Raw genomic sequence first — 19,480 nt, forward strand, 5'->3', positions numbered from 1 at the left:
TCTCGGGTTACGCGTGAGCCGGTTGACGCGATGCGTACACGCGTTCCTTGAACGGTGCGAGGCCAATGCGCTGATACGTATCGATGAAACGCTCGCCGTCGAGGCGGTGTTCCACGAACGTGTCGATCACCTTCGACACCACATCCGGCATCTCTTCCGCCGAGAACGACGGGCCGATCACACGACCAAGATGCGCACCAGTCGCGCCCGTGCCCTGCTCGCCGCCGAGCGTCACCTGGTACCACTCGGAACCGTCCTTATCGACGCCGAGCACGCCGATATTGCCGACGTGATGGTGACCGCACGCGTTGATACAACCCGAGATGTTCAGCGATACGTCGCCGAGGTCGTACACAAAGTCGAGATCGTTGAAACGTTCTTGAATGGCGAGCGCAATCGGAATCGACTTCGCATTCGCGAGCGAGCAGAAATCGCCGCCCGGGCACGCGATGATGTCGGTCAACAAACCGATGTTCGCGGTCGCGAAACCTTGCGTCTTGGCCTTTTCCCACAGCTCGAACAGATCGCGCTTCTTCACGTTGGCGAGAATCAGGTTCTGTTCGTGCGACACACGGATCTCGCCGAGCGAGTACTGATCGGCCCAGTCGGCGACGGCTTCCATCTGCGTATCGGTGGCGTCGCCGGGGGCGATGGTGGTCGGCTTCAGCGACAGCGTGACCGCCGCGTAGCCCGACACCTTGTGCGGCCGCACGTTACGCTCGACCCAGCGCGCAAACGCGCGGTTCTCGAGCAGATGTTTTTCGAAGGTTGCTTCGGTGTCCGGCAGCTTGTCGTACTGCGGCGGCGCGAAGCACTGCGACACGCGCTCGACTTCAGCCTGCGTCAGCGTGGACGGACCGTCCTTCAGATGCTGCCATTCTTCCTCGACCTGCTGCGAGAACTTCTCCGGGCTCAGTGCCTTCACGAGAATCTTGATGCGCGCCTTGTAGATGTTGTCGCGCCGGCCGTACCGGTTGTACACGCGCAGCACGGCTTCGCAGTAAGTGAGCAGATGCTGCCACGGCAGATCCTCGCGGATGATCGCGCCGATGATCGGCGTACGGCCCATACCGCCACCCGCCAGAATGCTCGCGACCACTTCACCGTCTGCGTTCTTCTTCAGATAGACGCCGAGGTCGTGAATCTGCACGGCTGCGCGGTCTTCTTTCGAACCGGACACGGCGATCTTGAACTTGCGCGGCAGCCACGCGAATTCCGGGTGGAACGTCGACCATTGACGCAGAATCTCGGCCCACGGACGCGGATCGACGATCTCGTCGGGCGCGACGCCTGCGAACTGGTCGGCGGTAATGTTGCGGATGCAGTTGCCCGAAGTCTGAATGCCGTGCATCTGCACCGACGCGAGCTTCGCGAGCAGATCAGGCGTTTCTTCGAGCTTGATCCAGTTGTACTGGATGTTCGAGCGCGTCGAGAAATGGCCATAGCCACGATCGTGCTCGCGCGCGATCTGGCCGAGCATACGCATCTGGTCGCTGCGCAGATTGCCGTACGGAATCGCGATGCGATGCATGTACGCATGGCGCTGCATGTACAGGCCGTTCTGCAGACGCAGCGGACGGAACTCGTCTTCGCTCAATTCGCCGGACAGGCGGCGGCGAACCTGGTCGCGGTACTGCGCGACGCGTTCGTCGACGATGGTCTGGTCGTACTGATCGTATTGATACATTCGGGGACCCCAGTTCTCGTAACACGCGGCGTTCCGGTTACGCCGCGTCTGGATATCCGCTTGGCCTCGCGCGCGGGCGATCGTTCAGAGCGATCGCTCATTTGCTAATGACAAAAACAGATAACCATATTGGAAAAGTTGGGGTAATCGTAATAAACTCGCTATATATTTCAAACGACTAAAAAATTCTTTTGATATGCGTAGGGGTTATAAATGAACCTGCACCAGTTCCGCTTCGTCCGCGAGGCCGTGCGGCAGAACTTCAACCTCACCGAGGCCGCCAAGGCGCTGTATACAAGCCAGCCGGGCGTCTCGAAGGCCATCATCGAGCTGGAAGACGAGCTGGGCGTCGAGATCTTCACCCGGCACGGCAAACGGGTGCGCTCGCTGACCGAGCCGGGCCGGATCATCCTCGAGTCGGTTGAACGCATCCTGCTGGAGGTGGAAAGCCTCAAACGCGTCGGCAAAGACTTCGCGGCGCAGGACCAGGGCAACCTCGTAATCGCCGCCACCCATACCCAGGCGCGCTACTCGCTGCCGGCCGCCATCGCCGAGTTCAAGAAACGTTACCCGAAGGTTCACCTTTCAATTCTGCAAGGTAGCCCGACCCAGGTCGCCGAGATGGTGATTCACGACCAGGCCGACCTCGCCATCGCCACCGAGGCCATCGCTAACTATAAGGAACTGGTCTCGCTGCCGTGCTTCCAGTGGCACCACGTGGCCGTGATGCAGCCGGACCACCCGCTGCTCGACCGCAAGCTGCTGTCGCTCGACGATCTGACGCAGTACCCGCTGATCACCTACGATAACGCGTTCGCCGGGCGCACCAAGATCAACGAAGCGTTCCGGCTGCGCGGGTTGCAGCCGGACATCGTTCTCGAAGCGATCGATGCCGACGTGATCAAGACTTACGTCGAACTCGGCCTCGGGGTTGGGATCATGGCCGACATTGCATTTAACGCGGAGCGCGACCGGCATCTGCGGGCGATGCCGGTCGGTCATCTGTTCGGCAGCAACGTGACGCGTGTGGCACTCAAGCACGGCGCGTATCTGCGCAGCTATGTGTATACGCTCGTCGAACTGCTGTCGCCGGGGCTGAACCGCAAGCTGATCGAGCAGGCGCTGAAGGGTGAGCACGAAACGTACGAGCTTTGATTAATCGTTCGCTCCCAGACAACAACGCAGTTCCCGCCACGGAGACCCTCGATGGACCCCAAGAAGAACCTGCGCCGCGCCATCGCGCTCGGCGCCCTGCTGATCGCTAGTGCTGCGCACGCGGACCTGAAAGTCGGCATCGACCTGTCGAGCACCGGCCCGGCCGCGACGATCGGCATTACCAGCAAGAACGCGATGCTGATGTGGCCGAAGACGATTGCTGGCCAGAACGCGCAGTACATCATTCTCGACGACGGTTCGGACCCCGGCACCGCCGTGAAGAACATCCGCAAGCTGATCAACGAAGACCATGTCGACGTGATCGTCGGGCCGAACATCACGCCGGCCGCGATGGCCGCGCTCGATCCGGTTGCCGAAAACCAGACGCCGATGATCACGCTGATCGGTTCGGCCAGCGTCGTCGAGCCGCAGGAAGGCAAGCGCGTGTGGGCGTTCAAGATGGCGCAGACCGACAGCGCGATGGCCGACGTGATGACGCGCTATATGGCCAATCACAACGTGAAGACGGTGGGCTTCATCGGCTTCGCGGACAGTTACGGCGACAGCTGGCTCAACGAGTTCACGAAGTTTGCAACGCTGCGGCATATCCAGCTCGTCGCTACCGAGCGTTTCAACCGGACCGATGCAAGCGTCACCGGGCAAGTGCTCAAACTGCTCGCAGCGAAGCCCGATGCGGTGCTGATCGCCGGGGCGGGCACGCCGACGGTGTTGCCGGAGCGCACGTTGATCGAGCGCGGGTTCAAGGGGCCGATCTATCAGACGCACGGCATTGCGACACCGGAGTTCATCAAGCTCGGCGGTAAGGATGTCGAGGGCACGCTGTTCCCGACGCAGCCGGTTGTGGTCGCGCGGACGCTGCCGGCCGATCATCCGGCGAAGAAAGCGGCGCTTGCTTTCGTCGATGCCTATGAGGCGCAGTACGGGCCAGGTTCAGTCACGCAGTTCGCCGGCGATGCGGCGGGAGTGTATCCGCGTCTGCAGGATGCCGTTGCGCGTGCGCTGAAAACCGCGCAGCCGGGTACGGTGGCGTTTCGTGTCGCGCTACGCGATGAACTGGAGCATGCGCATGAACTGGTCGTACCGAATGGCGTCGTCACTACCAGTGCAAAGGATCACGTCGGCCTCGATCAGCGGGCGAGCGTCATGGGTGTGATTCGCAACGGCAAGTTCACGTATCTGAGCCAGTGAGTTGTGGCTGGCAAAGTTGTTACAGTAGCCGTCTCTTTTCCGTACTTCCGGTGTTCCTATGCGCACTACCCGAGCCATTCATGCTGTCGAGCGGTTAAAAACCCGCAGCGGCAATCCGCAGTACGCGGCCATCAGTCTCGCGGGCGGCGTCTTTTTTCTGGTGGACCGTTCGAGCGGCAACGAGGTGCGGCTGTGCGAGCCGTTGCCGCTCGACGATTTCGTGAAGTTCGTCGATGGAGTCGGGCCTGCGAAGCCGCGTAAGGCGAGCAAGCTCGATATCGCGTTTGAAGAACAGATCAGGAAGAGCAGGAAGTAGCGTTGTCCTGCTGTTGCGGCAGGGCTACGCAAAAGGGCAATGCCTGATGCGCGTCAATCGTTCCGGAACATTGAGACCATTCGTATAGAACCAGACGACAAAGCGATGAAGATTCGAGCGCATCGGAATCTGCAAGCGATCGTCGGGCTCACGCTGATCGCAGTTGCGTTGATCACTGGCTGCTTCATCAGCTTGAGGGACACTCACTACGACGATATCGAACGAGGCAAGGAGCCGCTCTCCGGCAGCTTCGTTCGTTATGACGGCCACGTCTACGCTGTCTCCGCTGGCGACGGTTACTACAGGGTCGTCGGTGCCGATGCGCGTACTTTCAAACCACTGGGGGTTCAGGGCTTCGCTCCCTTGGGACAGGATGCCCACGCGGTGTATTGCGGTGACCAGGTCATCTCCGGTTTGCTGCCGGACGCTGCGCGCGTGGTCGCCGAAGGCTATGTGGCCGACGCGCAGCGCGCCTGGTTTTGCGGACAATCGGTCAGCGATCCGGCGTATCGGTCGTGGCAGGCGCTGATCGGTTCCGTCGATGAACGCAGCGCAAATCGGGTCAAATATCGGCGCTTTCCCGTCGTTCCGTTGCCGCGCGCCCATGTCGCGTCGTTGCATGCAATCAACCGGGTCTATGTCGGCGACGGCGTGCAGCTGTTTTACCAGGGACATCTCGTCGTCGGTGCCGATCCGGCAAACGTGCAATCGATGTCGTACGTCACCGGCGAAGCGAAAGGACGGATCGACGACGCGTACATCAGGGACTCGCGTGCGGTCTACTACCGGGGCGCACAGATAGAGGACGCTGCGGCCGCGACCTTCGACATATTCAGGCCGGACAACAACGACAATGCGGACACCTACGGCTTCGATCGCGCGAGCGGCCGCTACTATTTCAACGGACAGAAATTTCCCGCTAGCGTCGATGGCGTCGATGCGCAGTCTCTGCGCGTACTGCTCACGGACCGCGACCATACCAATCAGGATCTGTTCGTCAACGAACACGGAATATTCTTCTGGGACACACAGCGTAACCAGCTGCGCTTCGCCTGTGTGCCGCCTGCGCCCGGTCTGCACACAGTAGACGGGTTGCGTTCGATCTTGACCGATGGGCAGTCGCTTTACGGCACCGCAGCCATCGAGCACTGGGCTCAAAACCGCTCGTCAAAGACACTGGAATCGCGCGAGACGACGATATATCGCATTCCGGACGTGGCGCCAGGCCAGTTACAACGCCTCGGCGATCTTCAGGGCAAAGACGCAAGTTCGCTGGGGACGCTTTGGCAAGCAGGAAGCTACCTGTTCTATGTCCCCCGGTTCGGTCAAGGCAACTTCTTCACCCACTCGATCTACGCGGTCGCCGACCTGCAGCGGCTCAGGGCCACGGCAAGCAGCGGCGGGCAGATCTGGAGCATCCTCTCCGTGGTCAATCAGATAAAAGGGGTGACCGTGTGTGTGGCAAAAAGCGAATATCGATGAGCGCAACTGGGGGGCGGTTCTGCATCCCGGCAATGCCGCCCTCGCGCTCAGCCCTTGAGTTGCGCCAGAACCCCCGCGATATCGCCCATCCCCCAGTGCTCGACGATCAACCCGTCGGCCACGCGAAAGATATCGCACGACGTGAATCGGAGTTTCTTGCCGGTGGGTGCGACGCCAAAGAAAATGCCTTCGTGCGTGCCTTCATAGACAAAGCTGGCAGCGCACTTGTCCCCGTCGATCACCGTCGTCTCGATGGTGACGTTCAGATCGGGCAACCCCGTCAATCGCGCGCGGAAAAAATTCACCGTCGCGGTTTTGTTGGAGACGCCGGCGGGCGGCGTCGCCGCGGCACTGAGCTGATGGTTGACGTACTGCCCGGAGAAGAGCGCGGCGAACGCATCGATGTCGTGTGCGCTCAAGGTTGCCGCGAAGCGCGTCGCGACATCCTGTGCGGATTGCGCCGATTGCGCATGCAGCGGTGTCATAGCCGCGATAGCAGCACCGGCCAGGCTTCCTGAGATCAACGTTCTTCTGTCCATCGATACTCCTCGCTGAATTTAAACCGCGACCCATGCCCCATCGGCACTGTGACTCGCGATCACCGCGTCGATAAACTTCAATCCCGCTACACCATCGTCGACTGTGGTCAACAAACGGCTCTCGGCGGGAACGGGGAGCCCACTATCGATTGCCTCAATCTGCAGCGCAGCATCCTTATACAACTGCGCGAACGCTTCGAGATACCCCTCGGGGTGTCCCGCCGGCACGCGCGTCGCATGCGCGGCCACCGCGCTTTTCACCCGCGCGCGCGTCAGGCGCTGCGCCGCGCCACCGAGCGGCGTGAACCACAAGTCGTTCGGCTGCTCCTGATCGAACGCGAGGTTCGCCTTCGTTCCGTACACGCGCAAACGCAGCGCGTTCTCCGCACCGCTCGCCACCTGACTCGCCCACAACATGCCGCGCGCACCATCCGCATAACGCAGCATCGCCTGTACGTGATCGTCGATACGGCGTCCCGGTACGAACGTATGCAGCTCTGCGGCGAGCGTCGACGGCGTCATACCCGTGACGAACGCCGCGAGATGATACGCATGCGTGCCGATGTCGCCAAGGCAGCCCGCCGGCCCCGCGAGACTCGGGTCAGTGCGCCACACCGCCTGGCGATTCGCGCCCGTCGTTTCGACCGGCTCAGCGAGCCAGTCCTGCGCGTACTCCACCTGCACGATGCGCACGGTACCGAGTTCGCCTGCCTCGATCAACTCACGTGCATGACGCACGAGCGGATAGCCCGAATACGTATGCGTCAGTGCGAACAGGCGCTGTTTGCTGCGCGCGAGCGCGGCCAGCGCCTCGCCCTCCGCCAGCGAGATCGCCAGCGGCTTGTCGCAGATCACGTGAATGCCCGCTTCGAGAAACGCCGTCGCTACCGGTGCATGCAGATGGTTCGGCGTAACGATCGCAACGACATCGATACCGTCGTCGCGGGCTGCCTCGGCGCGTGCCATCTCGCGCCAGTCCGCATAACTGCGCGCGATGCCCGCTTCCGCCGCGCTGCTCTGCGCGCGCTGCGGATCCGACGACAACGCACCCGCTACCAGTTCGAACCGGTCGTCGAGGCGCGCGGCAATCCGATGCACCGCACCGATGAACGCGCCCTGTCCGCCACCCACCATGCCCAGCCGTAGCCTGCGCGTCATGTCGTCCCCTTGTTGCCCGGTTCAAAGACCTAGCAGTTGTTTGACTTGCTGCGCATCGACACCGCTACCCGCGAAATCATCGAACGCACGCTCCGCAACACGAATGATGTGCCGCCGGATAAACTCGGCACCTTCACGCGCACCATCCTGCGGATGCTTCAACGCGCATTCCCACTCAAGCACCGCCCAGCCCGGAAAATCGTATTGCGCGAGCTTCGAGAAAATCGCGCCGAAATCGATCTGCCCGTCGCCGAGCGAACGAAACCGGCCCGCCCGTTCGACCCAGTCGCTATAGCCGCCGTACACGCCCTGGCGTCCGTTCGGCCGGAACTCCGCGTCTTTCACATGAAACGCCTTGATGCGCGGATGATAGAGATCGATAAACGCGAGGTAGTCGAGTTGCTGCAATACGAAGTGACTCGGGTCGTACAGGATGTTCGCGCGCGGGTGCTGCTTCACCGCATCGAGAAAACGCTCGAACGTCACGCCGTCGTGCAGGTCTTCGCCCGGATGCAGCTCGTAACAGACGTCGACGCCTGCGTCTTCGAACGCATCGAGAATCGGTGTCCAGCGGCGCGCGAGTTCATCGAACGCGGCTTCGACAAGCCCCGCCGGCCGCTGCGGCCACGGGTACAGATACGGCCACGCCAGCGCACCGGAAAACGTCACGTGCGTACAAAGCCCGAGCCGTTGCGACGCCTTCGCGGCAAACTTCAGTTCGCGGATCGCCCACTCGGTGCGCGCCGCCGGATTGCCGCCGACGCTCTTCGGCGCAAAGCCGTCGAACAGCGTGTCGTAAGCGGGATGCACCGCGACGAGTTGCCCCTGCAGATGCGTCGACAGTTCGGTAATCACGATGCCTTCGTTGTCGACCACCGCGCGTATATCGTCGCAATACGCCTGGCTTGTCGCAGCCAGTTCGAGATCGACGAGACGCGGATCGGCGGGCACCTGGATGCCCTTGTAGCCGAGACCCGCGGCCCAGCCCGCCAGATGCGCGAGACTGTCGAACGGCATCGCGTCGCCCATGAACTGCGCGAGAAAGATCGCCGGCCCTTTGATTGTTTTCATGGTGCGCCCCCCGATGAATGGATGCGGCGTACGCCGCATCGGTCAACCTATGCGTCGCTCAGAACGGCGAGTCCGGGAAATAGAACTGCTGGGCGTTCTCTTTGATGATCAGCACCGACGGAATGATCGTCGTCGACGGCAGTTTCTCGCCCTTCAGTCGCGCTTCAGCGGTCAGCTTGATCGCGTCGTAGATGAACTTCGGCGAATACGACACGTCGGCGTGAATCAGCGGGTCGCCATCGATCAACTTCTTCACCATCACCTTCGAGCCCGCACCGCCGAACACTTCCTTGATGTCGGTACGCTTCGCCTGATCGATGGCTTTCAGTACGCCGATCGCCATGTCGTCGTCGGCGGCCCAGACGGCGTCGATGTGCTTGAAGCGCGTCAGGTAATCCTGCGTCACCTTGAATGCGTCGTCGCGATTCCAGTTCGCATACTTCGCGTCGAGAATCTTCATGTTGGGGTAGTTCTTCAGCACGGCCTCGAATGCGCCGTAACGTTCGTTGTCGAGCGTCGTCGGAATGCCGCGCAGTACGACGACGTCGCCCTTACCGTTGAGCGTCTTCGCCAGATACTCGGCGGGCAGCTTGCCGAACGCGGTGTTGTCGCCGGCCACGTAGGCGTCCTGCGCGCTCGTGTCCGTCAACCCGCGGTCAACCACCGTCACGTACACACCCTTCTTCTTCACCTGCGCAACCGGCTGCGTGAGCGACGCCGATTCGAATGGGAAGATGACGAGCGCATTGATCTTGTTCACGGTGACGAGATCCTGCAGCTGGTTCGCCTGCTCGGGCGAGCCTGCCGCGGTCTTCACGATGACTTTCAGATCCGGATGGGCTTTCTCGAGATCGCTCTTCGCCTTGTTCGCCCACCACACGATCCCGCCCGTGAAGCCGTGATCCGCAGTCGGGATCGCAACGCCCAGTGTGACTTTCTCTTCGGCCTGCGCACCGCTCGCGGTGCCCAGCAACCCCAGCGCCAACATCCCCACGCCAACCGCCCGAATGACCTGCTTCATGTTGACTCTCCTGTCGTAGGCGTCTCGCGCCCCGTTGATTGTTGAACGACCCATCATGTTGAATATCGTCGTGCTGTTGCGTTACTTCTGTTGCGTTATCGTTGTTCTGTCTTCTCGCTGGCCCGCCTGTCACCCACCTGTCACCGGCATGACACCAGACCGGCGAATCTACCCACCTGCTAGCGCCGCCCGCGCTGCAGGAACGCGACGACGATGATCACCGCGCCCTGCACCGCCGCATTCAGATACACACTGATGATGCTGGTCAGATTGAGAATGTTCGCGATCACCGACAGCAGCACCGCACCGATCACAGTTCCGACCACGCGCCCTTCACCGCCCTTCAGCGCTGTGCCGCCGACCACCACCGCAGCGATAGCTTCGAGTTCCCACAACAGGCCTGTGGTCGGCGTTGCGGAACCGAGTCGCGGCACGTACAGCACGGTGGCCACGCCGACGCAGATGCCGAGCAACACGTAGGTAACGATCTTCACCGCATCGACGTTGATCGCCGCATAGCGCGCCACCTGTTCGTTCGAACCGATCGCCTGCACATGCCGGCCAAAAGCGGTGCGGTTCAGGATCAACGCGCCGCCGGCCGCAACGACGAGGAACACCCAGATCGGCACCGGAACGCCAAACAGGCTCGCGTAATACACAGGGCCGTACAGATCGGACAATGAGTTATCGAGTGTCAATGCACCGCCATCAGCGAGCCACGTCAGCACCGCGCGAAAAATGCCGAGCGTACCGAGCGTGACGATGAACGGTTCAATCCGCCCTTTCGTGATCAGCAAACCATGCGCACAGCCGAACAACGCACCGAGCACCAGCGCGCACACGATACCGATCAGAACGATCGCGAGCGGCGCAAGCGCATGACCAGCTAACGCATTCATCAGCCAGATCATGCTGCCCGCGATCAGCGCCGCCATCGATCCCACCGACAGATCGATGCCGCCCGAGATGATCACGAACGTCATGCCGACCGCGATGATGCCGATGAACGACGTGCGCGTAAGCACGTTCATCATGTTGTCGAGCGTCGCGAAGTCGCGATTGAGCAGCGTGCCCGCGACGCACAGCAGGATGAGGCCCGCTAACGGCCCGAGGCCGTGCAAACGCCGCGCGAGCCGCCATGCGCGGCCGGACGGCGCAGCTTCAGTGGGTGCCGGTCGCATGAGCGATCAATTCCTCTTCGGTGAGATGGTCGAGACCGAGCGTCGTCTGCAGCGTGCCCGCGCGCATCACCGCGACGCGATGGCACAGCCCGATCAGTTCGATCAGTTCGGACGAGATGACGATCACCGCGCGCCCCTGCGACGCGAGCCGGTGAATCAGAAAATAGATGTCGCGCTTCGCACCGACGTCGACGCCGCGCGTCGGTTCGTCGAGCACGATCACGTTTGGATTGGGCTGCAGGAACTTGGCGAGCGCGAGCTTCTGCTGGTTGCCGCCGGACAGCATGCGTGCGCGGCTACCGGGGTCGCCGGTACGAATGCCGAATTCACCGAGCGCATCCAGCAACGTCTTGCGCGCCGCTTTCAGGTCGATCAACGGATGCGCGTAACGCTCGAGTGTCATCAGCGTGAGATTGTCCTGCAGGTTCAGGTTCACATGCAGCCCCTTGCCCTTGCGGTCCTCGCTCAGGTACGTGAGGCCGCGGCGCATCGCATCGCGCGGATTCTTCAGGTCCGCCGCGCGCCCTGCCAGTTCGATACGGCCCGCGCTGCGTCGGCGCAGTCCGATCAACGCTTCGAATGCTTCGGTGCGACCCGCACCGACGAGACCTGCAAAGCCGAGCACTTCGCCGGCGCGCACCTCGAAGCTCAGGTTATCGACCCAGCCCGGCACGCTCAGGCCATCCACCTTCAACGCAAGCGGCGCATCGGCGGGGACGGTGAGCTTGTCGGGAAACATGTCGGACACCTCGCGCCCGACCATCAGGTTCGCCATCTGCTGACGCGCGAGCCCCGCCGTTTCGCTGCGCGCGACGAAGCGGCCATCGCGCATCACGATGACTTCGTCGGTGATGCGCTCGACCTCGTCGAGTTTGTGCGAGATGTACACGAGCGTCACGCCGTCGGCCTTCAACTTCGCCATCAGCGCGAAGAGCCGGCCCGTTTCGGCAGGCGTTAGCGTCGCGGTCGGTTCGTCCATGATCAGGAGACGCGCGCGCCGCGACAGCGCTTTAGCAATTTCGACCAGCTGCTTTTCCGCGACGATCAGGTCGCGCACTTTCGTATCGGGGTCGCGCGCGAGACCGACCTGCGCGAGGAACTGTTCGGCACCGGCACGCATCGCCACATCGTCGACGAACCAGCCGCGCCGCTTTTCGTGACCGAGGTAGATGTTCTGCGCGATGCTCAGATGCTCGGCGAGGTTGAACTCCTGATGGATCAGTACAATCCCCGCGGCTTCCGCAGCGCGCGATCCGTCGAACTGCTGTGCATGGCCGTCGATAAACAACGCACCCGCGCTCGCCGTTTCATAGCCGGCCAGGATTTTCATCAACGTCGATTTGCCCGCGCCGTTCTCGCCGAGCAAGCCATAGATGCGACCCGGCGCGAGATCGAAACTCACGCCGTGCAATACCCGCACCGGACCGAAGTCCTTGCGGATGTCGTCGAAGCGTACGGCGACGCTCATCGCTCGTGGCTCATCTTTCAGGCCTCATCTGTTTCACGCGCTCTTGCGCACGACGAGCCGGTGCGGCAGCAGCACGCCCGGCACACTTGCGTGCGGATTCGCGAGCCGCTGCAACAGCAGACGCGCGGCGGTTTCGCCGAGTTCGCGCATCGGCTGGGCAATCGTCGTGAGCGGTGGGTCGACCTGCGCGGCCAGCGAGATATCGTCGAAGCCGACCACCGCGATGTCGTCGGGCACGCGCCAGCCCGCTTCGCGCAACCCGGCGATCACGCCGATTGCGAGCGTGTCCGACACCGCGAACACCGCGTCCGGCGGATCGGCCAGTTGCATCAGCGCGGTCGCCGCCGCGCCGCCCGCCGCGTAGTCGAGATTCGTGACAGTCATGCGCCAGCGCGGGTCAGGCGCGATGCCCGCAGCGCACAGCGCACCGAGGTAGCCGAGCTCGCGGTGCTGCGCATACAGATAGCTGTCGGCGGAATTGATCAACCCGATACGCCGATGGCCGCGCGCGAGCAGATGTCGCACCGCGTCGCCGGCGGCGGTGTAGTTATCGATACCGACGTACGGCACACCAACCGACGTATCGAATTCGCAGCACGCGACCCACGGCAGCGTGTCCGAGTCTTCCGCGAGCGCCTGGTGAATCGCGGCCGGATCGAGACAGATCGCGCCGTCCGCGCGATGTTGCCGCAGCAGGTCGAAGTAACTACGCTCGCGCCCGAGGTCCGCACCGGTGTCGCACAACAGCATGAAGTAGCCGTGCTCCCGCGCCACGCTGTCGATACCCCGCACGATCTCCGCATAGAACGGATTGCCGATGTCGGGGACCATCGTGAGCAGCAGGTGGCTTTCGGCCGTGCGCAGGTTGCGCGCGAGCTCATTAACGCGATAACCGCTCGCCTTGATCGCGGCGAGGACTCGGTCGCGTGTCGCCGGCCGCACGTTGTCATGGCCGTTGAGCACGCGCGACACCGTTGCGACCGACACGCCCGCCTGCTCCGCGACGCTAGCAATCGAATGGCGGCCGAATTCGGGCGCAGCGGTAGACAGGTCCGGCTTCCCGGAGCGTGACGCCGGGGCCGAAGAGATCGAACGCGGGGAACGTGATAGACGCGACGAGGTCGCCACTGCTGTACTCCAGAATGTAATCGATTACATTTTTGCCTGGCCGACGTGCGCTCCGCAAGTGCCATCGTCTAGGGATAAACACTGAGGCGGCCTGTCGGCAACCCGACAAGGCATCCGCCCGGTTTGGTACAATCCGGCAGTTGCGCGGCCACTGCCTGCCGGCTGCCTACCGGATTTTCCGGCACCAGCGAAGCCGCCGCGTCCGCCGCACGGCGCCCGTCCCGATCGGGCCGCATTCAACCTAAAACCGCCGAACCCACCATGAATATCGAGCAAGCGCGTTTCAACATGATCGAACAGCAGATCCGCCCCTGGGAAGTGCTCGACCAGGACGTGTTGAACCTGCTGTCGATCGTCAAGCGCGAGAACTTCGTTCCCGCCATTCATCGCGATCTCGCCTTTGTCGACTTCGAAGTGCCGCTGCCGGCCGGCCAGCACATGCTCGCGCCGCGCGTCGAAGCGCGCGTGCTGCAGGAACTGGCGGTGAAGAAGCACGAAAGCGTGCTGGAAATCGGCTCCGGGTCGGGCTACATGGCCGCACTGCTTGCGCACCGCGCGCAACACGTGCTGACCATCGACATCGAACCGGAACTTGCTGGGCTCGCGAAGCAGAACCTTGCCGCGAACGGCGTGCTGAACGCCGAAGTCGCCACCGGCGACGGCGCGCTGGGCTGGGCCTCGGCGGCGCCGTACGACGTGATCTGCGTGTCGGGCGGTCTGCCGGTGCTGCCGCAAGAGATTCTCGAACAACTGAAGGTAGGCGGCCGTCTGGCCGCATTCGTCGGCACGGCGCCGGTGATGAAGGCACAGATCATCACGCGTATCGATGAAAAGCAGTACCGCGTCGCCGACGTGTTCGAAACCTACGTCGAGCCGCTGACCAACGCGGTCCAGCCGCCGCGCTTCAAGTTCTAAAGCCGAATCTGGCTTGTCCGGCCGCGCGTCGCCTATGCGACTCCGCGGCCGGCGCACTTCACTACCCCACCCGTTCCGGATCAATCGATGCAAAACCTGACCGCCCCCGCTCTCGCCGAATGGCTCGCCGACAAGTCGCGTGCCGCACCTGTCCTGCTGGATGTGCGCGAGCCGTGGGAAGTCACGACGGCGCAGATCGCGGGCAGCGTGTCGATTCCGATGCGCGAGATTCCGGCGCGCAGCGAAGAACTCGAAGACGATGCGCAGATTGTCTGCGTGTGCCATCACGGCGCACGTAGCGCGCAAGTCGCGATGTTCCTCGAATCGCGTGGCTATCAACACGTGTTCAATCTGCAGGGCGGCATCGACGCATGGTCGCGTCAGGTCGACTCGTCGGTTCCTACGTACTAACTCATTCCGTCTCGCGCAATACCTCCGCAACCGTGCGGAAGATTTCATCGATCTGCCCTTCCTCGATGATGAGCGGCGGCGAGAACGCGAGGATGTCGCCGGTATAGCGCGTCAACACGCCCTTCTGATAGCAGCGCAGGAACACTTCAGCCGCCCGCGCGCCGGGCGCACCGTCGCGCGGCGCGAGTTCCACGCCACCCACGAGCCCAAGGTTGCGCACGTCGATGACATGACGCTCGCCGCGCAGCCGATGGATTGCCTGCTCGAAGATCGGCGCCATCCGCGCCGCACGTTCGAATAACCCCTCGCGCTCGTAGAGATCGATCGTGGCGCAGGCAGCGGCGGCGGCAATTGGGTGCCCCGAATACGTATAGCCGTGAAACAGTTCGATGCCCGCGGGCGCCCCGTCGACGATCGAATCGTGAATCCGCGCGCTCGCGGCAACCGCACCTAGCGGTGCCGCGGCATTGTTGGTGCCCTTGGCCATCGTCAGCAGATCGGGCGTGACGCCGAAATACTGCGCGGCGAACGGCGTACCGAGTCGCCCCCAACCCGTGATCACTTCATCGAAGATCAGCAGAATGCCGTGCTTCGTGCAGATCTCGCGTAGCCGCTGCAGATAGCCCTGCGGCGGAATCAGCACGCCCGTCGAACCGGCCACCGGCTCGACGATCACCGCCGCGATCGTCGATGCATCGTGCAGCGTGACGATGCGCTCGAGTTCATCCGCCAGATGTGCGCCCCAGGCGGGCTGGCCTTTCGAGAACGCCGCCTCCTTGATATTCAGCGTATGTGGCAGATGATCGACCGCGGGCAGCAAGCCGCCTGAAAACGTCTTCCGGTTCGGCGCAATACCGCCCACCGAAATCCCGCCGAAACCCACCCCGTGATACCCGCGCTCGCGTCCGACAAAGCGCGTGCGCTGTCCTTCGCCTCGCGAGCGGTGATAGGCGAGCGCGATTTTCAGCGCGGTATCGACGGCTTCCGACCCGGAGTTCACGAAGAAGATGTGCTTGAGGTCGCCGGGCGTGTGCTTCGCGATCTTCGTCGCGGCTTCGAATGCCTTCGGGTGGCCCATCTGGAACGTCGGTGCGAAGTCCATCTCCGCAGCCTGCGCCTGAACGGCGGCGACGATCTCGTCGCGACAGTGCCCCGCGTTGACGCACCACAGCCCCGCCGTGCCGTCGAGAATCTGCCGTCCGTCGTGCGACGTGTAGTACATCCCCTTCGCGCTCACGAGCAGGCGCGGCGCGCTCTTGAACTGTCGGTTGGCGGTGAACGGCATCCAGAATGCGGACAGATCGGGGGTGCTGGCGTAAGGCGTGGAGCGCTCGGTCATGTTTCATTCTCCTTGAAGTGGCGAGGGTCGAGAATCGGTCTTCCAGTGTAGGCAGACGCACGCGCGTGCACAACGGGGCGGCGACGATGCACCGCAGCCATCCATCGATGGCTGACATGCGCTTCGTTGCGGTGCGCACCGCGCCGCAACGAAGCGGCGCAAACGCCGCTGCACCAGTTTCGCGCCCAGCGCGCATCGAACCGCGCCGGGCACAGCCGCTTCACAGCACGACTTGCAGCACGACTCGCGCGTCTGAACCCCATCCACTCACGCTGGCATATGCCTTGCAGTAACGGTCCGGCAAGCCATGCGGCGCTACACATTTCACGCATGCCGCCGCCGTCGCGGTCGTCGCTGACGTCCATAACACTCAACTATCCATGGCAAGGGGAAATACATGAAACGTCGTAGTCTGCTGAAGCTCGGCTCCATGAGCGGCGCACTTGCGCTCGCGGGTCAAAGCCCGTTCGCGCGCGCGCAGTCGGGCAGCGGCCCGATCAAGGTCGGCATCCTGCACTCCCTGTCGGGCACGATGGCGATCTCGGAGACGTCGCTGAAAGACACGGCGTTGATGACCATCGCCGAGATCAACGCGAGCGGCGGTGTGCTCGGACGCAAGATCGAACCGGTCGTTGTCGACCCGGCGTCGAACTGGCCGCTGTTCGCCGAGAAGGCGCGTCAGCTGATCACCCAGGACAAGTGCGCAGTCGTGTTCGGCTGCTGGACCTCGGTGTCGCGCAAGTCGGTGCTGCCGGTGTTCGAAGAACTGAACGGCCTGCTGTTCTACCCGGTGCAGTACGAAGGCGAAGAAATGTCGCGCAACGTGTTCTATACCGGCGCAGCGCCGAACCAGCAGGCGATTCCCGCCACCGAATATCTGATGAGCGCCGAAGGCGGCGGTGCGAAGCGCTTCTTCCTGCTCGGCACCGACTATGTCTATCCGCGCACGACGAACAAGATCCTGCGTGCGTTCCTGAAGTCGAAAGGCGTGCAGGACGCGGACATCCAGGAGGTCTACACGCCGTTCGGTCACAGCGACTATCAGACCATCGTCGCGAACATCAAGACGTTCTCGCAGGGCGGTAAGACGGCCGTGATCTCGACGGTGAACGGCGATTCGAACGTGCCGTTCTACAAGGAACTCGGTAATCAGGGTTTGAAGGCAACCGATGTACCGGTCGTCGCGTTCTCGGTTGGCGAAGAAGAGCTGCGCGGCATCGATACGAAACCGCTGGTCGGCAACCTCGCCGCATGGAACTACTTCATGTCGCTGCGCAATCCGACCAACGAGAAGTTCAAGAAGCAATGGGCCGACTGGGTTAAATCGCAGAACCTGCCGGGCGGTACGAAGCGCGTCACCAACGATCCGATGGAAGCGACGTGGGTCGGCATCCACATGTGGAAGCAGGCCGTCGAGAAAGCGAAGAGCACCGACGTCGACAAGGTGCGCGTCGCGATGATCGGCCAGAAGGTAGCAGCACCGTCGGGCTTCACGCTCGAGATGGACGGTAACCACCATCTGCACAAGCCGGTGATGATCGGTGAAGTACGCGCCGATGGGCAGTTCAATGTCGTGTGGCGCACCAAGACGACGATCCGTGCGCAACCGTGGAGTCCGTATATCGCGGGCAATGCGGGCAAGCCGGATGTCGTCAGTTCGATCCCCGCGTTCTTGCGGCGCTCGCGCGTTGCGTAAGTGAACCGACGGTACGGCATCGGCTTGTGAAGCGATGCCGTACCGACTGCAGTGCTGTTTTATTTCCGAAGGCCACTATGGCGTTTCCTTTTTCAGGGCTGCTGCGCCGATCCGTCGGCACTGTCCTTGTCGCGGTACTCGCCGGTGCGCCGCTCGCCGCATTCGCGCTGACGCCAGCTGATGTCGCACCGCTCGCCGCCGACGACTTCGACGCGAAGTCCGCCGCGATCGACAAGCTGATCGCCACTCACGATGCAACGTCGCTTGCGTTGCTGAAAGCGCTGTCCGAAGACAACGCGCTCGCCACCGACGGCGGCGAAGTGCTGATCCTCGATGGCGACACCGCACACGATGCCGCGACCGGCAAGACCGTCGCCGCCGGCGATGCGCAGCCTGTCACGCTGAACAATCTGCTGCGCTCAAAGGTAACGGGCGCACTGTCGGGCCTGCAACTCGACTCACCTGACGTCGAAGCACGCCGCGCCGCGATCGGCGCACTGCTGAAAAACCCCGACCCCGCGATGAAGCCGCTGATCGACGCGGCCCGTGCGAAGGAAACCGACCCCACGCTGAAGAAGCGCCTCGACACGCTGTGGGCGATGACCGCCCTGCACAATCCCGATGTCGCGACACGACTCGAAGCGGTCAAGCTCGTCGCGGCGCGCCATGATCTCGACATGTATGAACTGTTGCGTCCGCTCGTCGCGAAGAAGCCTGACGGCAGTTTTGCGGAGAGCGACGCGGGCATTCGCACAGTCGCTCAACAGGGTCTCGATGCGCTCGATTCGATCCAGCGCCGCAGCGAGATCGCCGGTACGTTGTTCGCGGGGCTATCGCTTGGCAGCGTGTTGCTGCTCGCAGCGCTCGGGCTGGCGATCACCTATGGTCTGATCGGTGTGATCAATATGGCGCACGGCGAATTCCTGATGATCGGCGCCTACGCGACCTATGCGGTGCAGAACTTTATCCAGCACCACGCGCCGGGCTCGTTCGACTGGTATCCGCTGTTCGCGGTGCCTGCTTCGTTCGTTGCGGCTGCGGTTGTCGGCATCGTGCTGGAGCGGCTCGTGTTGAAACATCTGTATGGCCGACCGCTCGAAACGCTGCTCACGACCTTCGGCGTGAGCCTGATCCTGATCCAGGCGACGCGCATGATCTTCGGCGCGCAGAACGTGCAGGTCGTCAACCCGTCATGGATGAGCGGCGGCGTCACCGTGCTGCCGAATCTGATCCTGCCGTACAACCGCCTCGCTATTCTTGCGTTCTCACTGATCGTCGTTGGTATCGCGTGGGCTGTGCTGACGAAGACGCGGCTCGGGTTGTTCGTGCGTGCGGTCACGCAGAACCGGCGCATGGCCGCGTGCGTCGGTGTGAAAACCGCGCGCGTCGATTCGTATGCGTTTGCATTCGGCGCGGGCATCGCCGGGCTCGGCGGCTGCGCGCTCTCGCAGATCGGCAATGTCGGCCCCGACCTCGGCCAGAGCTACATCATCGATTCGTTCATGGCGGTCGTGCTGGGTGGTGTCGGGCAACTGGCCGGTACTGTGCTCGGCGGGTTCGGGCTCGGGCTCGTCAGCAAGGCAATCGAACCGTTCTGGGGCGCCGTGCTCGCGAAGATCGCGGTGCTCGTGCTGATCGTGCTGTTCATCCAGAAGCGTCCTCAAGGCATGTTCGCCCTGAAGGGCCGCAGCGCGGAGGCTTGAG

Annotated in this window: 17 protein-coding genes; 8 read left to right on the plus strand and 9 right to left on the minus strand. The window is 62.8% G+C overall.

Annotation, left to right across the window (positions count from 1 at the left end):
• Nucleotides 1-7 precede the first annotated feature (7 nt).
• Nucleotides 8-1,687 carry a nitrite/sulfite reductase gene (locus tag BWP39_RS11550; protein ID WP_096720238.1) on the minus strand — a complete coding sequence of 560 codons (1,680 nt, stop codon included), beginning with the start codon at nucleotides 1,685-1,687 and terminating at the stop codon, nucleotides 8-10.
• A 213-nt stretch (nucleotides 1,688-1,900) separates the two neighbouring features.
• On the opposite strand from BWP39_RS11550, the gene BWP39_RS11555 reads away from it, so the two are divergent.
• The 4 genes from BWP39_RS11555 (at nucleotide 1,901) to BWP39_RS11570 (ending at nucleotide 5,849) form a co-directional block, all read left to right on the plus strand.
• The gene (locus BWP39_RS11555; protein ID WP_096720240.1) at nucleotides 1,901-2,842 is read left to right on the plus strand and encodes a CysB family HTH-type transcriptional regulator; all 942 of its coding nucleotides are present in this window, start codon (nucleotides 1,901-1,903) and stop codon (nucleotides 2,840-2,842) included.
• A gap of 51 nt (nucleotides 2,843-2,893) precedes the next feature.
• On the plus strand, nucleotides 2,894-4,051 hold the full coding sequence (locus BWP39_RS11560) for an ABC transporter substrate-binding protein (protein WP_096720242.1): 1,158 nt from the start codon (nucleotides 2,894-2,896) through the stop codon (nucleotides 4,049-4,051).
• A gap of 58 nt (nucleotides 4,052-4,109) precedes the next feature.
• Nucleotides 4,110-4,367, plus strand: coding sequence for a hypothetical protein (locus tag BWP39_RS11565; protein ID WP_096720244.1), 258 nt, complete (start codon nucleotides 4,110-4,112; stop codon nucleotides 4,365-4,367).
• Between the two features lie 105 nt (nucleotides 4,368-4,472).
• Complete coding sequence (locus tag BWP39_RS11570; protein ID WP_157915137.1) at nucleotides 4,473-5,849, plus strand: DKNYY domain-containing protein; 1,377 nt, start codon at nucleotides 4,473-4,475, stop codon at nucleotides 5,847-5,849.
• Nucleotides 5,850-5,896: 47 nt separating this feature from the next.
• On the opposite strand, the gene BWP39_RS11575 is transcribed toward BWP39_RS11570, so the two are convergent.
• The 7 genes from BWP39_RS11575 to BWP39_RS11605 all read right to left on the minus strand — a co-directional run bounded on the left by BWP39_RS11575 (nucleotide 5,897) and on the right by BWP39_RS11605 (nucleotide 13,337).
• Nucleotides 5,897-6,388 carry an ester cyclase gene (locus BWP39_RS11575; protein ID WP_096720248.1) on the minus strand — a complete coding sequence of 164 codons (492 nt, stop codon included), beginning with the start codon at nucleotides 6,386-6,388 and terminating at the stop codon, nucleotides 5,897-5,899.
• An 18-nt stretch (nucleotides 6,389-6,406) separates the two neighbouring features.
• The gene (locus BWP39_RS11580) at nucleotides 6,407-7,546 is read right to left on the minus strand and encodes a Gfo/Idh/MocA family protein (RefSeq protein ID WP_235851415.1); all 1,140 of its coding nucleotides are present in this window, start codon (nucleotides 7,544-7,546) and stop codon (nucleotides 6,407-6,409) included.
• Between the two features lie 21 nt (nucleotides 7,547-7,567).
• Entirely contained in the window at nucleotides 7,568-8,617 is a 1,050-nt protein-coding gene (locus BWP39_RS11585; protein ID WP_096720250.1) for a sugar phosphate isomerase/epimerase family protein, read from the minus strand.
• A gap of 58 nt (nucleotides 8,618-8,675) precedes the next feature.
• Nucleotides 8,676-9,638: a substrate-binding domain-containing protein gene (locus tag BWP39_RS11590; protein WP_096720252.1), complete on the minus strand. Its 963-nt coding sequence runs from the start codon at nucleotides 9,636-9,638 to the stop codon at nucleotides 8,676-8,678.
• Between the two features lie 179 nt (nucleotides 9,639-9,817).
• Entirely contained in the window at nucleotides 9,818-10,819 is a 1,002-nt protein-coding gene (locus BWP39_RS11595) for an ABC transporter permease (protein ID WP_096720254.1), read from the minus strand.
• Nucleotides 10,800-12,287 (minus strand): sugar ABC transporter ATP-binding protein, encoded by a 1,488-nt coding sequence (locus BWP39_RS11600; protein WP_096720256.1) that lies wholly within the window; start codon nucleotides 12,285-12,287, stop codon nucleotides 10,800-10,802. Before BWP39_RS11600 ends, BWP39_RS11595 begins: the two co-directional genes overlap by 20 nt.
• 33 nt (nucleotides 12,288-12,320) lie before the next feature.
• Nucleotides 12,321-13,337, minus strand: a complete 1,017-nt coding sequence (locus tag BWP39_RS11605) for a LacI family DNA-binding transcriptional regulator (RefSeq protein WP_235851440.1) — start codon at nucleotides 13,335-13,337, stop codon at nucleotides 12,321-12,323.
• A gap of 339 nt (nucleotides 13,338-13,676) precedes the next feature.
• Between BWP39_RS11605 and BWP39_RS11610 the strand changes: the two genes are divergently transcribed.
• Together BWP39_RS11610 and BWP39_RS11615 are read left to right on the plus strand one after the other, a co-directional pair.
• Nucleotides 13,677-14,330: a protein-L-isoaspartate O-methyltransferase family protein gene (locus tag BWP39_RS11610; RefSeq protein WP_096720260.1), complete on the plus strand. Its 654-nt coding sequence runs from the start codon at nucleotides 13,677-13,679 to the stop codon at nucleotides 14,328-14,330.
• An 87-nt stretch (nucleotides 14,331-14,417) separates the two neighbouring features.
• Nucleotides 14,418-14,741, plus strand: coding sequence for a rhodanese-like domain-containing protein (locus tag BWP39_RS11615; protein WP_096720262.1), 324 nt, complete (start codon nucleotides 14,418-14,420; stop codon nucleotides 14,739-14,741).
• A gap of 1 nt (nucleotide 14,742) precedes the next feature.
• Here BWP39_RS11615 and BWP39_RS11620 read toward each other — a convergent pair whose 3' ends face one another.
• On the minus strand, nucleotides 14,743-16,080 hold the full coding sequence (locus BWP39_RS11620; RefSeq protein ID WP_096720264.1) for an aspartate aminotransferase family protein: 1,338 nt from the start codon (nucleotides 16,078-16,080) through the stop codon (nucleotides 14,743-14,745).
• A 397-nt stretch (nucleotides 16,081-16,477) separates the two neighbouring features.
• Between BWP39_RS11620 and urtA the strand changes: the two genes are divergently transcribed.
• Both urtA and urtB read left to right on the plus strand, forming a co-directional pair.
• Entirely contained in the window at nucleotides 16,478-17,776 is a 1,299-nt protein-coding gene (gene urtA / locus BWP39_RS11630) for an urea ABC transporter substrate-binding protein (protein ID WP_096720268.1), read from the plus strand.
• A 77-nt stretch (nucleotides 17,777-17,853) separates the two neighbouring features.
• On the plus strand, nucleotides 17,854-19,479 hold the full coding sequence (gene urtB, locus BWP39_RS11635) for an urea ABC transporter permease subunit UrtB (protein ID WP_096720270.1): 1,626 nt from the start codon (nucleotides 17,854-17,856) through the stop codon (nucleotides 19,477-19,479).
• Nucleotide 19,480 lies beyond the last annotated feature (1 nt).

Source organism: Paraburkholderia acidicola, from assembly GCF_002362315.1.
Lineage (GTDB): Bacteria > Pseudomonadota > Gammaproteobacteria > Burkholderiales > Burkholderiaceae > Paraburkholderia > Paraburkholderia acidicola.

Excerpts from the sequence above, each read along its gene's own strand:
- BWP39_RS11595 (WP_096720254.1), bottom strand. The coding sequence starts at position 10,819 with ATGCGACCGGCACCCACTGAAGCTGCGCCGTCCGGCCGCGCATGGCGG.
- urtB (WP_096720270.1), top strand. The coding sequence starts at position 17,854 with ATGGCGTTTCCTTTTTCAGGGCTGCTGCGCCGATCCGTCGGCACTGTC.
- BWP39_RS11615 (WP_096720262.1), top strand. The coding sequence starts at position 14,418 with ATGCAAAACCTGACCGCCCCCGCTCTCGCCGAATGGCTCGCCGACAAG.
- BWP39_RS11565 (WP_096720244.1), top strand. The coding sequence starts at position 4,110 with ATGCGCACTACCCGAGCCATTCATGCTGTCGAGCGGTTAAAAACCCGC.
- BWP39_RS11550 (WP_096720238.1), bottom strand. The coding sequence starts at position 1,687 with ATGTATCAATACGATCAGTACGACCAGACCATCGTCGACGAACGCGTC.
- BWP39_RS11590 (WP_096720252.1), bottom strand. The coding sequence starts at position 9,638 with ATGAAGCAGGTCATTCGGGCGGTTGGCGTGGGGATGTTGGCGCTGGGG.
- BWP39_RS11575 (WP_096720248.1), bottom strand. The coding sequence starts at position 6,388 with ATGGACAGAAGAACGTTGATCTCAGGAAGCCTGGCCGGTGCTGCTATC.
- BWP39_RS11570 (WP_157915137.1), top strand. The coding sequence starts at position 4,473 with ATGAAGATTCGAGCGCATCGGAATCTGCAAGCGATCGTCGGGCTCACG.
- BWP39_RS11560 (WP_096720242.1), top strand. The coding sequence starts at position 2,894 with ATGGACCCCAAGAAGAACCTGCGCCGCGCCATCGCGCTCGGCGCCCTG.
- BWP39_RS11585 (WP_096720250.1), bottom strand. The coding sequence starts at position 8,617 with ATGAAAACAATCAAAGGGCCGGCGATCTTTCTCGCGCAGTTCATGGGC.
- BWP39_RS11600 (WP_096720256.1), bottom strand. The coding sequence starts at position 12,287 with ATGAGCGTCGCCGTACGCTTCGACGACATCCGCAAGGACTTCGGTCCG.
- BWP39_RS11610 (WP_096720260.1), top strand. The coding sequence starts at position 13,677 with ATGAATATCGAGCAAGCGCGTTTCAACATGATCGAACAGCAGATCCGC.
- urtA (WP_096720268.1), top strand. The coding sequence starts at position 16,478 with ATGAAACGTCGTAGTCTGCTGAAGCTCGGCTCCATGAGCGGCGCACTT.
- BWP39_RS11580 (WP_235851415.1), bottom strand. The coding sequence starts at position 7,546 with ATGACGCGCAGGCTACGGCTGGGCATGGTGGGTGGCGGACAGGGCGCG.
- BWP39_RS11620 (WP_096720264.1), bottom strand. The coding sequence starts at position 16,080 with ATGACCGAGCGCTCCACGCCTTACGCCAGCACCCCCGATCTGTCCGCA.
- BWP39_RS11555 (WP_096720240.1), top strand. The coding sequence starts at position 1,901 with ATGAACCTGCACCAGTTCCGCTTCGTCCGCGAGGCCGTGCGGCAGAAC.